Source organism: Haliea sp. E17 (assembly GCF_048323675.1).
Lineage (GTDB): Bacteria > Pseudomonadota > Gammaproteobacteria > Pseudomonadales > Halieaceae > Mangrovimicrobium.
Map to the genome: position 1 here is coordinate 268,633 of NZ_JBLWFK010000002.1, position 14,365 is coordinate 282,997.

13 protein-coding genes are annotated in these 14,365 nt (G+C 63.8%); 9 read left to right on the forward strand and 4 right to left on the reverse strand.

All coding sequences use genetic code 11. The annotated features are described in order from the left end of the window. Positions 1-22 precede the first annotated feature (22 nt). Positions 23-1,372, reverse strand: a complete 1,350-nt coding sequence (locus ACNKU3_RS04355; protein ID WP_418258192.1) for a sigma 54-interacting transcriptional regulator — start codon at positions 1,370-1,372, stop codon at positions 23-25. Positions 1,373-1,773: 401 nt separating this feature from the next. Here ACNKU3_RS04355 and ACNKU3_RS04360 point away from each other — a divergent pair, with 401 nt between their 5' ends. Continuing rightward, positions 1,774-2,304, forward strand: coding sequence for a glycine zipper 2TM domain-containing protein (locus ACNKU3_RS04360; protein ID WP_418258193.1), 531 nt, complete (start codon positions 1,774-1,776; stop codon positions 2,302-2,304). A 100-nt stretch (positions 2,305-2,404) separates the two neighbouring features. On the opposite strand, the gene ACNKU3_RS04365 is transcribed toward ACNKU3_RS04360, so the two are convergent. The 3 genes from ACNKU3_RS04365 to ACNKU3_RS04375 all read right to left on the reverse strand — a co-directional run bounded on the left by ACNKU3_RS04365 (position 2,405) and on the right by ACNKU3_RS04375 (position 5,789). Next, positions 2,405-3,274 carry an SDR family NAD(P)-dependent oxidoreductase gene (locus ACNKU3_RS04365; RefSeq protein ID WP_418258194.1) on the reverse strand — a complete coding sequence of 290 codons (870 nt, stop codon included), beginning with the start codon at positions 3,272-3,274 and terminating at the stop codon, positions 2,405-2,407. Between the two features lie 19 nt (positions 3,275-3,293). Then, positions 3,294-4,553, reverse strand: coding sequence for a cytochrome P450 (locus ACNKU3_RS04370; RefSeq protein WP_418258195.1), 1,260 nt, complete (start codon positions 4,551-4,553; stop codon positions 3,294-3,296). 195 nt (positions 4,554-4,748) lie between these two features. Next, on the reverse strand, positions 4,749-5,789 hold the full coding sequence (locus tag ACNKU3_RS04375) for an AraC family transcriptional regulator ligand-binding domain-containing protein (RefSeq protein WP_418258196.1): 1,041 nt from the start codon (positions 5,787-5,789) through the stop codon (positions 4,749-4,751). A 241-nt stretch (positions 5,790-6,030) separates the two neighbouring features. Between ACNKU3_RS04375 and ACNKU3_RS04380 the strand changes: the two genes are divergently transcribed. The 8 genes from ACNKU3_RS04380 to ACNKU3_RS04415 all read left to right on the forward strand — a co-directional run bounded on the left by ACNKU3_RS04380 (position 6,031) and on the right by ACNKU3_RS04415 (position 14,327). Continuing rightward, complete coding sequence (locus ACNKU3_RS04380; protein ID WP_418258197.1) at positions 6,031-6,909, forward strand: SDR family NAD(P)-dependent oxidoreductase; 879 nt, start codon at positions 6,031-6,033, stop codon at positions 6,907-6,909. Continuing rightward, on the forward strand, positions 6,902-7,447 hold the full coding sequence (locus ACNKU3_RS04385) for a nuclear transport factor 2 family protein (RefSeq protein ID WP_418258198.1): 546 nt from the start codon (positions 6,902-6,904) through the stop codon (positions 7,445-7,447). Before ACNKU3_RS04380 ends, ACNKU3_RS04385 begins: the two co-directional genes overlap by 8 nt. Before the next feature lie 16 nt (positions 7,448-7,463). Further along, entirely contained in the window at positions 7,464-8,318 is an 855-nt protein-coding gene (locus ACNKU3_RS04390; RefSeq protein WP_418258199.1) for an SDR family NAD(P)-dependent oxidoreductase, read from the forward strand. 101 nt (positions 8,319-8,419) lie between these two features. Next, positions 8,420-9,490 carry a phosphotransferase family protein gene (locus tag ACNKU3_RS04395; RefSeq protein ID WP_418258200.1) on the forward strand — a complete coding sequence of 357 codons (1,071 nt, stop codon included), beginning with the start codon at positions 8,420-8,422 and terminating at the stop codon, positions 9,488-9,490. Between the two features lie 242 nt (positions 9,491-9,732). Then, positions 9,733-11,031: an acyl-CoA dehydrogenase family protein gene (locus ACNKU3_RS04400; protein ID WP_418258201.1), complete on the forward strand. Its 1,299-nt coding sequence runs from the start codon at positions 9,733-9,735 to the stop codon at positions 11,029-11,031. 2 nt (positions 11,032-11,033) lie between these two features. Then, positions 11,034-11,777: an SDR family NAD(P)-dependent oxidoreductase gene (locus ACNKU3_RS04405; protein WP_418258202.1), complete on the forward strand. Its 744-nt coding sequence runs from the start codon at positions 11,034-11,036 to the stop codon at positions 11,775-11,777. 55 nt (positions 11,778-11,832) lie between these two features. Next, positions 11,833-12,747: a 5'-methylthioadenosine/S-adenosylhomocysteine nucleosidase gene (locus tag ACNKU3_RS04410; protein ID WP_418258203.1), complete on the forward strand. Its 915-nt coding sequence runs from the start codon at positions 11,833-11,835 to the stop codon at positions 12,745-12,747. Between the two features lie 17 nt (positions 12,748-12,764). Beyond that, the gene (locus ACNKU3_RS04415) at positions 12,765-14,327 is read left to right on the forward strand and encodes an AMP-binding protein (protein WP_418258204.1); all 1,563 of its coding nucleotides are present in this window, start codon (positions 12,765-12,767) and stop codon (positions 14,325-14,327) included. The last annotated feature ends 38 nt before the right edge of the window (positions 14,328-14,365 follow it).

Genomic DNA, 14,365 nt, shown 5'->3' on the forward strand with positions numbered 1-14,365 from the left:
GTCGGGGGACGCTCCGCCAGGTTCAGTGTGAAAGTTTCCGCGGAGCGATATCCAGTTTATCCATCAGGCGGTAGAGTGTGGTGCGCGATACACCCAGGTCCCGGGCCGCCCGCGACATATTGTTGGCATTGTGGGCCAGCGCGTGTTCAATACAGCGGCGGTCACTTTCCGCGCGGCTGAACTCCAGGGTGGCAGCATTGGCCGGGGAGGCCCCCGGCCTGGCCAGCCCCAGGTCCTGGACGGACAGCAGGTTGTGATCGGTCCGTACCAGTGCACTGCGCACCCGGCTTAACAGCTCGCGGACGTTGCCCGGCCAGGGGTAGGAGTGCATTGCGGCCAGAGCCTGCCAGTCAAATCCCCTGACCAGCTGGAATTCACTGTCCTCCCGGTGACGGAACAACAGGTAGTGCGCCAGCAGTTCGACATCGTCACCGCGCTCGCGCAGGGCGGGAATGTCGACTTTCAGCACGCACAGGTGGTAGTAGAGGTCTTCGCGAAAGCGGCCCTCGCTGATTGCCGCCAGCAGGTCCTCATGGGTCGACGCTATGATGCGCAGGTCCGGCGCGCCGTGCAGCCTGTCGCCCACGAATTCCGCATCGTTGTCATCCAGCAGGCGCAACAGCCGGGCCTGCTGTTCAGCTGGCAGGTAGCCGACTTCGTCGAGAAACAGGACGCCGCCTTGCGCCGCTTCGATCAGGCTGGCGGCAGTGCGATCCGTGTCAGTCGATGGCTTGCGCCGGTCGCCAAACAGTTCTGACTGCAGCTGTGCCGGTGTGAGCGCCGCACAATTCACCGCGACAAAGGGGCCCGCGGCGCGCTCGGACATCCGGTGAATGGCGTGTGCCGCCATCTCCTTGCCGCTTCCGGTTTCCCCCCGCAACAGGACCGGCGCGTCGGAACGCGCCACCTTGCTCAGGAGCCGGTAGAGCCGCCGCATCGGCTGGCTTTGCCCGACCATGCCGTGAAATGTGCTCGGGCGCCCGCGATAAGTGAAGCTGCGGTGGCGTATCCGGGACAGGCCCGCGCTGTGGCCGATGGTCTCGACCATGCGCCGTATGTCGTAGGGTGGCGTGAAGAAATCGTTACAGCAGGTGGCCACCAGGTTGCAGACTTCATCGCTCATCCGCTGGCGGTCGCTAAGCAGGGCCAGCCACAAGGTATCCGCACAGCTGTTTACCACGGCGTAGGTGGCCTGGATCGCCGCTTCGCTCATTTCACCTTCGAGAAACAGCAGGCCAACGGGTATGCCCAGTTGCGCACCGAGTGATTCGGCCTGTTCAGCGGATTCGGCGGTATACAGTTCCCAGCCACCCTTGCGCAGGGCCTCGGTGAGACTGTTTTCGAAAGACCCACCGGCGCAGAAACAGAGCAATCTGTTTTCCAGGGGCGGAGGTGCAAAGGGGGGAGGGTCCGCCCCCGGGTACGCAGTGTAGGACGACCAGTTGCCAGCCATGCTGTAGCCCTCTGCCCGCGGCGTTTAAAGGCCCCTTTCTGACACCTCGAGAGGGCCCACGGTGCGGCGGGCAAAGACGTATGTCGCTCTTCAGCGTAGCAGAAAATCACGATTTGGCCATTTTTTGAACAATCGAGGGAACGATTGCGGGGCCGGCTTATTCCCGATGAATAGTGGTAAAAATGCGCGGATTTCACCGGCGTCAATGGGGTCATAGTGGCAGAATGTTCCGTTTTCCCGGGAATTGCACAACTGGAAAGGTGCTTGCGGGGGACGGAAATCCACGCAAACCACACTACAAAGATGAATGGAGAATCACTATGAACAAGTCCATGCTCACCGGAACCGTCCTCGGCGTCGCAGTCGCCACTGCGGCTGGGAGTATCGCCGGATACCGTATGGTATCCGGGCCGGACTACGCTGATGTTGTGTCGGTAGCGCCGGTCACTGAACGCATATCGAATCCCCGTGAAGAGTGCGAGAATGTTGTCGTCACCCGCCAGAAGCCGGTGCAGGACCAGCACCGCATCGCCGGTACGCTGATCGGCGCCGTGGGCGGAGCACTGGCGGGTGATGCGCTTGGCGGCGGTGGCAAGAACACGGGCGCCAAGGTGGCCGGTGCGGTCGTCGGCGGCTACACCGGCAACAAGGTGCAGGAGAACATGCAGGCCGGCGACACCTACCAGACCACCGAACGCCGTTGCAACACGGTCCAGGATGTCAGCGAGCGGACTGTGGCCTACAACGTAACCTACGAACTCAATGGCGAAACCGGCAAGGTACAGATGGATTACGATCCAGGAGCGACCATTCCCGTGCGCGATGGCAAACTGGTTCTGGCGCGCGACTGAGCGGCGCTGTACTCAAATCCCAACAGGTCCAGTTGCGGTTGATTCGGGCGGTGCGCAAGCACCGCCTTTTTTATGCCCGCCGGAAATATCAGCGCAGGGACTACCAACCCGCGACCAGTTTCTCGCTCTCTTCCCACAATTTTTCCGCCGCCGCAGCATCCTGGGCTGCGGCGCTGGTGGGAATGCTTTCCCGCAGGTAGAAATATTCGCCAGCACGGGTGCCGGGTTCCGCGGCACTGGCCAGCCAGATCAGCGTGTCGGCCGCGACCTCGGGGGTCTCGCCGTCCAGGGTTTTCATGTATTCCTGCATGCCCGGTTCCGCATGGCTGGCGAAATTGCTGTGTACCACGCCCGGGTGCATGACCAGCGCAGTAATGCCCTCGGGCCCGTGTCGCCTGGCCAGTTCCCGCGTGAACAGGATGTTCGCCAGCTTGGCGCGGCAGTAGGCCACACCGGAGACAAATTCACGCATGGTCTGCAGGTCGTCCCAGTCCAGCCCTTCGGTATGTTCGTGGCCGGTGGAAGATACGCTGACCACCCGTGTGGTGCCCGGTGCTGTCTGGGCGGCGGAGTTGCGCAACAGCGGCAACAACTTCTGCGTCAGCAGGAAGTGACCCAGGTGGTTGCTGGCAAACGTGTTTTCATTGCCTTCCGCGGTAATGTGTCGTTCCGCGGTAACGCCGCCGGCATTGTTGAGCAGGGCGTCCACCCGGTCGGTACTGGCGAGAATCTGTTCCGCGGCCCTGGCGGTTTCCGCCAGCAGCGCGAGGTCCGCGCAGATCATGGTGACCCTGCCGGCATCTGCGGCCGCAGCGCTGATCTCTGCCTCCGCCTGTGCGCAGCGTTTGGGATTGCGGCCGATGGCGAATACCCGCCAGCCATCGCGCGCGAGTGCCTTGGCGGCTTCTCGGCCGATGCCGGAACTGGCGCCGGTGATTACCGCCACCCGCGATTCTGTAGCGTTGCCCATGTGTCGTATCCCCCCGGATTCAGTTACCGGTCTGCCACTGCAGCGGGACATGCTCCGGCCCGATGACACCGCCCGGGCGGTACTCGATCCGGGTATCCGGCTTGAGCTCGAACTCCGGAATACGGCGCAGCCACTCCTGCAGGGCGACCTTGACTTCCAGCCGCGCGAGGTGGGCACCCATGCAGCTGTGGGGGCCGCCGGCAAAGGCGAGAATTGGCTTGCGGCGACGGCTGAAGTCCACTTCCTGGGGGTTGGGGAAGACCTCCGGGTCGTAGTTGCAGGCGGGCAGTACCGAGGTGATGCGGTCGCCTTTTTTCATCTTCACGCCGCGGAATTCGTAGTCCTCCTTGAGCATGCGGCCGGAGAAGGTCACCGACCACACCCGCAGTAGTTCTTCCACCTGGGCGTCGATCTGCTCCGGGTGGGCGATCATTTCCTTCACCCGCTCGGGATGTTCCGCCATCCACAGCCAGATCAGGTTGAGGGTGGCGAATACGGTGTCGAGACCGCCGATAAACAGGAACACCACGAAGCCGAAAATCTCCGGCGGGGTCATGGCCCGGCCGTCCACCTGGGTGTGGATGATCTGGCTGATCACCTTGCCATCGGGGTTGCGGGTTTTTTCCTCGATCTCCTGCTTCAGGTAGCCGGTGATCGAGATCATTGCCTGGCCCATGACCTGCGGATTGTTGGAGTGCAGCAGGTCCATCGCCCACTCGACGAAGGTGTCGCGCTTTTCCTGCGGCAGACCCATCAGGTCGAGAAACACGGAGACCGGCAGCGGGCGGCCAAAGGCCGTGGTGTATTCGCATTCGCCCGCGTCGATGAATTCGTCGATCAGGTCGTTGGCCAGCTGGCGGATGTTGTCCTCCAGTGCCTTGACCCCCTTGGGAGAAAATGTCGGATCGAGGATCGCGCGGTACTTTCGGTGATCCGGCGGGTCGATTTCGATGGGGATGAAGTAGTAGTAATCCGCGGGGTCCCGGGGAAACGGTGTGGCGCCTTCATTGGAAAAAATCTCGTGGTGGCGCAGCATGAAGAAGGCGTCTTCGTGGCGGATCAGGTTCCACTGGTTGCCGTAGTCGCTCACGTTGTAGAAAACCGGCGGCATGGTCTCGTGCAGTTGCGCCATGTAGTCGTGGGGTGCGGCGAGGAATTTGGGCGACCAGGGAATACCCACGTCGTAAATCAGGTTGGGGTCCACATGGTCGGGAACGTTGTCCCTGCCAGCTATGCGGGGAAACTGGGGCGGTACGGGATGGGTTGGATCGATGGCCATTGTCTGGTCTCTCGTAATAGTTTTTTTAATCGTGCGAAGCGAGGCCAGCTATCCTAGAAGGTCCGGGACGAGTTTGCCAGTGCTGCGGCCCAGCGGGACATGGACTGGTCACGCGGAGTGGGTACCGCATGCAGGCTGGATCAGTGGTAGTCCCGTGAACAAACCCGGCCAGTGTCCGGTCCGGGAAACGCGGACTCAGTGCTGCCCGGATTGCCTGATCTGGGTCGGCGAGGCCGCAAACCACATGCGGCACTTGCGCGTCATCACCGCCTGTTCGGAGAAGCCCAGCTGCTCCGAAATGCGTGAAAACGGCAGGCTGGTCTGCTCCAGGCAGTAGAGCAGTATGTCGCGACGCACCTCGTCCTTCACTTTCTGGAAGGTGGTGCCCTCGGCGCGCAGGCGCCGATGCAGGGTGCGCAGGTTCAGGTGCAGGTCCTCCGCGACACGCTGGTTGTCGCACAGCCCGGTACCCAGCAGGCGCATGATGGCCCCGCGCACCTCGGCGTGGATCGGCGGCCGGCGCAGGGTAAAGTGCTGTTCGATTTTCGCCACCAGCGCTTCGTGCGCCTGGCGATCCGGGTGGGTGATCGGTTGCGCCAGGTCAGTATCGAAGTAGGCGACGCCATCGGCGTTCTGGCCGAAGCGGACCTCGCAGCCGAAGTAGCGCTGGTAGCTGCGCGGGTCGGAGATCGGCTGGTGCCGGAAATAGACCTGCCGCACCCGGGCGCGGCCGCTGGTCAGGGCGACGGCGTTGAGGTGTCCGACCAGCAGCAATTGTTCGATCGCCTGGGTACGGCTCGCCATACTTTCCATCAGCAGGTCATGCCCGACAAATACTGTGCCGGGGGCCAGCCGGTGCAGCCATATCCGCGAGGCCAGGCTGTGGGCGTAGTTGTGGGTTATGACGAAATTCAGCGCGTCGCCGAAAGTGGCCGCGGTGCGCATGACCCTGCCTATGGGGCTGGCGTCCTCGACCAGGTGTTGCAGCTGTGCCAGGCGCATGCCGAAGTCCGGGCAGGCCAGTTCCCTTGCCGACAGTTCCAGCAGGCCGGCGAGCTGGCGGTAGGTGGGTTCCAGGCGCTTCGCCGCGTCGGGGCGGCACTGCAGTCCCGCCCGGGACATCAGTGCCCGGGGGTCGCCGCCCAGCGAGCGAACGAGTTCTGGGTAATCACTGAGCAGGGTCGCGTGGACGGTATCGAAATCTTCCGCCGGCGGCGTTTTCTGTGCGTTCGCCATGACTGTTATCGTTCTGCACTGGTAGTGCCAAGAAATCATTCCTGTCCGAATTAGTCAAGCGCGCGGGTTGCCCGGCAGGTAGTCTGCGTTACCGTACACACTGCGTGTGGAGCGCCTGATCCCAGCCCGGCCCCCATCATGGGGCGTAAAGGTCTACACTGGATCGGCAGCACGCAGGGCGCTTCGCTTGCCCCTGGGCAATGTGCGCACAACAATAACGACTGATTCGAGAGGTACAACCATGGGGGCTCTGACAGGCAAGGTCGCTGTCGTCACCGGCGCCAGCCGCGGCATCGGCAAGGGCATAGCCCTGGCGCTCGCGGAACAGGGCGCCACGGTGTATGTCTCCGGCAGGACGCTCCATCCCGACAGCTACGAACTGCCCGGCACGGTGGGCGAAACCGCCGTCCAGTGCCGGAAACGCGGCGGTCGCGGTATCGCCGTCGCGGTGGACCACAGCGATGACAACCAGGTCGCCGCCCTGTTTGAACAGGTGAAACGCGAAGCCGGTCGGCTGGACATCCTGGTCAACAATGCCTTCGCATTGCCGGAGGATCTCACCGATCCCGGTGGCTTCTGGGAAAAACCGCTGTCCAACCTACAGATGTTCGATGTCGGCGTGCGCTCCAATTTCGTCGCCGCCTGGCACGCCGCGAAACTGATGGTGCCACAGGGTTCCGGCCTGATCGTGGCGATCTCCGGTTATACCGGTGTCAGCTACACCTATGGCACGATCTTCGGCACCTGCAAGTCCGCTGTCGACCGCATGGCCCGGGATATGGCGGTGGAACTCGCGCCGCACCATGTGTGCTCGCTGTCGCTGTGGCAGGGCCTGACCCTGACCGAGCGCGCGGAGCGCAACCTGGCCAGTATTCCCGGTCTTTCAGGGCGCGATGCGACGCGTCCCCAGGACGCCTGCAGCCCGGAACACCCGGGCCGGGTGATCGCGGCGCTGGCGGCGGACCCCGAGGTCATGCGGCATTCCGGCGGCACCTTTATCACCGCTGAAATGGCCCGGGTGTACGGCGTGACCGATATCGACGGCCGGGAGATCCCCTCGCTGCGGGAGTCCCGCGGCGCACCGATCTGGCAGCCCATCGGGGAGGCCGCCAATGGCTGAGAATCCCCTCGACCGCTTGCAGGAGCTGCTGGACAAGCAGGACATCCACGAGTGCCTGATGCGCTTCAGCCGGGGCATGGATCGCTTCGATCGCGCGCTGTTCCTCTCCGCCTTCCACCCGGATGCAACCATCGCCGCGGGGCCCTTCGTCGGCAGCCCCGCAGACTGCTACGACTGGGCGGTGCCGATGCACGAGGCCGGGCAGTTCGCGACCCAGCACAGCCTGCTGAATGTCAGCATCGACCTGGACGGCGACAACGCCCACAGCGAGACGTACTACCTGTTTGTCGGCCGCAATCGCGATAACAGCAACTGGCTGGCTGGCGGGCGCTATGTCGATCGCCTGGCGCGTCGCGACGGTGCCTGGCGCATCGCCGTGCGCACCAATGTCATCGAGTGGTCGGGAACAGCACCGAGCATGGAAATTCCGTTCGCGGACATTGCCGACATCGCCATCAACGGCGTTGCCGCGCGCAGCCCGGAGGACATTTCCTATCGGCGCCCGCTGGAAAACCTGCGCAACAAATGCATCCCCTGAAGGAGGTGGCCGAACCATGACTGCCCTGGCCGGAAAAGTTGCGGTGATTACCGGTGCCAGCCGCGGCATCGGCAAGGGCATCGCGCTGGCGCTCGGGGAGCAGGGCGCCACGGTCTATGTCACCGGGCGTACCCTGGCGACCGATGGCCAGGCGCTGCCCGGATCCCTGGAAGAAACTGTCGCCGCCGTGGCTGCGCGCGGTGGCCGCGCCATCGCGGTGCAACTGGATATCACCTCTGATGGGCAGCTGGCAGCACTGTTCGATCGTATCGAAAAAGAACAGGGCCGGCTGGATATCCTGGTCAACAACGCCATGGCGATCCCCGACGAGATGACCGAGCGCAAGGGCTTCTGGGAAAAGTCCCTGGACAACTGGGCCATCTTCGATACCGGCGTGCGCGCGGCGTACGTCGCTGCGCACCACGCGGCGAAGCTGATGGTCCGGCAGAACAGCGGCCTGATCGTGGCGCTCTCCGGTTATGTGGGCGTGACCTACACCTACGATGTGATCTTCGGTACCACCAAGACCGCCACCGACCGCATGGCGCGGGACATGGCCATTGAACTGAAACCCCACGGCGTTGCCTCCGTATCGCTATGGCAGGGCTTTACCTACACCGAGCGGGCGGTGAAAAACCTCGAGGCGGTGCCGGGTATGGCGGCGCAACTCAACAGCGCCGCCGGCAGTTCGCCGGAATTCCCCGGCCGGGTGATCGCCGCGCTGGCCGCCGATCCTGCGCTCATGGCCCGCAGCGGTGGCACCTTCATCAATGCCGAACTCGCCCGGGAATACGGCGTCACCGATATCGATGGCAGGGAGATCGTATCCCTGCGGGAAGAGCGCGGTGCCCCCCTGTGGCACCCCGTCTGAACCGGCACCGAGACTCCGGCAGTAATGACAGCTTTGATTGATCGATTTGAAGCAGGATGGCTCGCGCCAGCCCACAACGATAACGACAAGGTGGTAGCGACATGGGACTGCAACACAAGCTGGAAGAACTGGTAGATGTTCCCCGGCTGAGCCGCTGGCTCGACGACAACCTGCCGCAACTGGGCGACGGCCCGCTCCAGGTCGAGTTGATCCACGGCGGTTATTCCAACGTGGTCATCAACCTGGACCGGGGCGCCGGCAGCATGGTGATGCGGCGTCCGCCGAAGGTGCCCCCGCCGGGCAGCGAACGCACCGTGCTGCGCGAGGCGCGGGTACTGAAGGCGCTGGCCGGCACGGACGTGCCCCATCCGCACTGCTATGCCAGCTGCGAGGACGAAACGGTCGTCGGCGCGCCGTTCTACGTGATGGAGAAGGTCGAGGGCTGGTCCGGGCAGGTGATCAACCAGAAAGTGGTGCACCCGGCACCCTTCGACGCGATGCCCTGGGAATACCGTATTCCCTATGCGGTCGTGGATGCGCTCACCGCACTGGCCAACGTGGATTACCTGGCGGTGGGGCTGGAGGGCTTCGGCAAGCCGGACAACTTCCTCGAACGGCAGGTGGACCGCTGGTCCGGCCAGCTGGCGTCCTACAAGGAAAAATACGGCTATCCGGGGCGCAAGTTACCCGGCTATGAACTGGTCGAGCAGTGGCTGCGCGAGCACATTCCCCCGGCACAGAAACCCGGCATCATCCACAGCGACCTCGGTACGCCGAACATGCTGTTCGCCCACGAGCCGCCAGCGAAGCTCAATGCGCTGATCGACTGGGAGCTGTCCACCATTGGCGACCCGATGGTGGACATCGGCGGGTTTTTCAGCGGCCTGCGCGATGAGCGCATGCCGGACGTGGCACCGACATCCCTGCACGATACCAGCAACTGGCCCACCCGGCAGGAACTCGCCCGCTACTATGCGGCGGGCACCGGGCGCGATGTCAGCCACCTGGATTACTACCTGGTACTAGCGCGTTTCAAGGCGGGCTGCATCATGGAGTACAAGGTGGCGCAGGCGGCGATTGGCAAGATCGACTCGAAGGTCGGTGACTGGTTCGCGGATATTGTCGCGGAGTGTTTTTCCTCTGCGGCGGAGCATATTCGGCGTTGTTGCTGATTGTTGTTTCGAGCGTCATTCAGCGCCTACAGCGGTATTCCGTTTGCAGAAACACGCCAAAAAGCGCACGTCCGTGTGCAGGCTCGGTCGGCGACGTCCTGTCGCCTCACGGTTTCTGCAAACGGAATACCGCTGTATGCGCGCCCGGTGCGGCATCAAGGTTTGGCAATGACCTCGTTCGGTAATCCGGAGTGCGGCGAACCACTGCCAAACCAATAACATAAATTTACGAGGTAACCCCAATGATCGATTTCAGCGTCGAACCCGAGTTCCAGGAAAAACTCGACTGGATGTACACCTTCGTGCGCGAGGAGTGCGAGCTGGTCGACCTGCTGTTTCCCAGCGCGGCCGACATGTACGACGTGAAGAACAGCAGGGCGCGCCGTATCGTACGGCCCTTGCAGGACAGGGTCAGGGAGCAGGGCCTGTGGGCTTGCCATCTCGGACCGGACCTCGGTGGTCCGGGTTACGGCCAGTTGAAGCTGGCGCTGATGAACGAGATTATCGGCCGCTCCAACTGGGCGCCAACCATCTTCGGCACCCAGGCGCCGGATACCGGCAACGCGGAGATTCTTGCCATGTTCGGTACCGAGGAGCAGAAGCGGCGCTACCTCGACCCGCTGATGGCGGGGGATATCGTCTCCTGCTTTTCGATGACCGAGCCCCAGGCCGGGGCGGACCCGCTGGAGTTCGAGTGCAAGGCCTGGCGGGAGGGCGACGAGTGGGTGCTCGACGGCTACAAGTGGTTCTCCTCCAATGCCCGCTACGCCGAGTTCCTGATCGTGATGGCGGTAACCAACCCGGAGAACCAGCCCCATGAACGCATGTCGATGTTCCTGGTGGACGCCAGTACGCCAGGTATCGAGATCATACGCAATACCAAGATCATGTCCGACTCGGCGGATGCGTCGATCGATGACGGTATTCACGCGTTCATTCGCTATGACAAGGTGCGTGTGCCGGCGGACGCCATGCTCGGCGAGCCGGGGGGCGCCTTCCGGGTGGCCCAGGCGCGGCTCGGCGGCGGGCGCATCCACCACTGCATGCGCACCGTGGGGTTGCTGCAGCGTGCACTGGACATGATGCTGGAACGCGCGCTGTCGCGGCAGACCAAAGGCAAGCGGCTGGCGGACCACCAGTTCGTCCAGGGCATGATCGCGGATTCCGCGGTGGAGTTGGAGCAGTTCCGCCTGCTGGTGCTGAAAACCGCCTGGATGATCGATACCCAGCCGCACGGCGCGGCCCGCACGCACATCGGCATGTGCAAGATCCAGTTGGGCAAGGTGTTCTACGAGGTGGCCAAACGCGCGGTACACTTGCACGGCTCACTCGGTGTCTCCCTGGAGACGCCGCTGGCCAAGTTGTGGGCGGGGGCCCCCACCCTGGCCGTGGCGGATGGTCCCACCGAGGTACACCAGGTGCAGGTGGCCAAAGCGCTGCTGAAACAGGCGAAGCCCGCGGAGGGCCTGTTTCCCACGGACCACATCCCGACACGGCTGGAGCAGGCGAAGCAGAAATGGGCGCACATGCTGGAGGATTGACGATGGACCCCCTGCTGGATTTCACGGGCAAGGTGGCGCTGGTGACCGGTGGGTCCCGGGGCCTTGGCCGGGAAATGGTGCTGGCGCTGGCCGCGCGCGGTGCCGATGTGGTTATCGCCAGCCGCAAGCTGGAAAACTGCGAGGCCGTGGCAGAAGAAGCGCGGCAGTCCGGCGTAAGGGCACTGGCTGTCGCCGCCCACCTCGGCCGCTGGGAGCAGTGCGACGCGCTGGTCGAGGCCGTCTACGCGGCCTTCGGTCGGCTGGACATTCTCATCAACAATGCCGGTATGTCACCGGCCTGTCCCAGTGCCGAGGTCAGCGAGAAGCTGTTCGACGCGGTGATGAACCTCAATTTCAAGGGCCCGTTTCGCCTGGCGAGCCTGGTGGGCCAGCGCATGCGCGAGGATGGGGGCGGCAGTATCATCAACATCAGTTCCACCGGGGCGCTGATGGCGCTGCCCGGGGCGGTGCCCTATGGCGGCGCCAAGGCCGCCCTCAACGCCATGACGGTGTCCCTCGCCCGGGAGTTTGCGCCCGCGGTGCGCGTCAACGCGATCTCCGCGGGTCCGTTCATGACCGGCGCCCACGAGGACTGGACCGAGGAGGTCATAGCCGGCTTCAACAATGCGGCGCAACGTCCCGGACAGCCGCTGGAAATCATTCCCGCTGTACTAATGCTCGCCAGCAGCGCGTCTTCCTTCACCACAGGTGCTATCCTGCGCGTCGACGGCGGGCAAAGGGGCTGAGGCCGGCTCCGCATCCTGTTTGCCAAAGCACGATATCAACCACGGGAGCGCATGAATGCGATATTTGAAGCACATTGTAATGGTCCTGCTGCTGAGCCAGCTACTCGCCTGTGCGGCGCTGGAGCAGGGCGGGGAGCCGCACTACATCGCCCTGGTCGCGGCCTACCAGGGCGAGTTTGACAATATCCTCGCCGGCCTCGACGGCGAGGTTATCGACCGCGTCGAGACCCACAACGGCGTGGAGTTCCATATCGGCCGGGTGCACGGGCAGGACATCGTGGTGTTCAAGACCGGGATCGGCCTCACCAACGCGGCGATGACTACGCAGCTTGCCTTCGATCACTACCCGATCCGCCACCTGCTGTTTTCCGGCGTGGCGGGGGGGCTCGACCCGAGCCTGCATAAAGGCGATCTCAGCGTGCCGCTCAAGTGGCACTACTACGAATACGGCGGGCGCTTCAGTCGGGACGCCGGCACCAGTGAAGGCTACCGGATTCCACCCTTCATGCGGGCGCGTATTTCCGCGGTGCACTACGGCGGTTTCTTTCCCTACGCCATGCGCACCCTGCGCGAGGGCGAGACGCAACCGGTCGAGCAGGATTTCTACCTGATGGACGCGGACCTGGTCGCCCTGGTCGGCGACAGCGCCGAAGGGCTGGGACTGGTCAACGCAGAGGGCGCCTCCGCGAAGGTGCTGGTCGGCAGTGTCGGTACCTCGGGCATGGCCTTCAACGACGACGCCGACCTGGCCGCGTTCATTCGAGACACCTGGGGCAGCGCCTCGGTGGACATGGAGAGCGCAGCCATCGCCCAGGTCTGCTGGGCCAACCGCGCCTCCTGCGCCCAGATCCGCGCGATCAGCGATGTGGTCGGCAACGACAACCCCAATGAGTTTTACGAATTCAAGGCGGCCGCGGAAATGAATGCCGGCAAGCTGCTGAATGCCGTGCTGGCCTCCGGCCGCCTGTAAACCGGGAGAAGCCCTGTATGCACCCCTGCAAGCATGCCCTCAGCCACCCCGATCGCGCGGCCTTCGTGATTGCCGATACCGGTGAAGTGCTGAGCTACCGCGAGCTGGACGAGGACTCCAACCGTCTGGCGCAGCTGTTCCGGTACCACGGCCTGCGCCCGGGCGACCGGATTGCGGTGATGCTCAGGAACAGCCTGGATTTCCCCCGGGTCTACTGGGCTGCGCAGCGTTCGGGCCTGTTCATGGCCCTGCTGTCGTCCCACCTGAAACCGGAGGAGGCCGCCTATATCATCAATGACAGCGGCGCGCGCCTGTTTATCAGCTGTGCCGAGGTGGGGGATACCCCGCTGGCACTGGCTGCCGGGAGGGCGGAGCTGATCCCGCGGGTGGAACAGGTATTCTCGGTGGGGGCGGGCAACCTGCACGGATCAGAGGTCCTCTGGGAGGCCGCGGCTGCGATGCCCTGTAAGCCGGTGGCCGATGAAATCGCCGGCTATCACTTCCTTTATTCGAGCGGCAGCACCGGCAGGCCCAAGGGCATCATGCACAAGTTCCAGCCCGGGCCGATCGACGAACTGTCGCCCTCGGACAGCGGCACCGGGCTGTACCAGCACTTCGACCCGCTGGTGACCTTCAACGCCGGGCCGGTCTATCACGGCGCACCGCTGGCGAACATGCTGGTCACCCATCGACTGGGGGGCACCTTCGTGACCCTGCGCAAGTTCGATGCCTCGGCCGCGCTGCAGGCCATCGGCAGGTATGGGGTGGTCGCCGCCCAGTTCGTGCCCACCATGTTCGTGCGCCTGCTGGCGCTGCCGCAGGCGGAACGCGACGCGGCAGACCTCTCTTCGCTGAAATTTGTCCTGCATGCGGCCGCGCCCTGTCCGGTGGGGATCAAGCAGCAGATGATCGACTGGTGGGGGCCGATCATCGACGAGTATTACGGTGCCACCGAGAACATCGGTTCCACCTACATCCGCGCCGAGGAATGGCTGCGCAAACCGGGTTCGGTGGGCAAGTCGATCCAGGGAACCATTCACATCTGCGATGAAAGCGGAGCCGAGCTGGCGGTGGGGGAGGACGGCCTGGTGTACTTCGAAGTGGCGGCCGGCAGAGGTTTCGATTACCTCAACGACGCCGCCAAAACCGACGCCGCCCGGCACCCGCAGCATTCCCAGTGGTTTACCGTCGGCGATATCGGCCACGTCGATGCCGAGGGTTACCTGTTCCTCACCGACCGCAAGGATTTCATGATCATTTCCGGTGGCGTGAATATCTACCCGCAGATGATCGAGGACGCCTTGATCCTGCATCCCGGCGTGATCGACGTTGCGGTTATCGGCATCCCCAACCCCGAATACGGCGAGGAGGTCAAAGCCATCGTTCAACCGCGCGACTGGGACGACGCTGGCGAGGGAATGCGGGAGAGCCTCGACAGCTGGTGCCGGGAGCGAATTTCCGCGGTTACCTGTCCGCGCAGCTACCAGTTCGTTCGTGAGTTGCCGCGCCTGCCTTCCGGTAAACTGGCTAAAAAGGAATTGCGCAGGTTGTTCGGCGCCGAACGGCCGTGGGAGCAATGACATTTGCAAGTGCCGGGCGCACCAGATGCCCGGTTGTT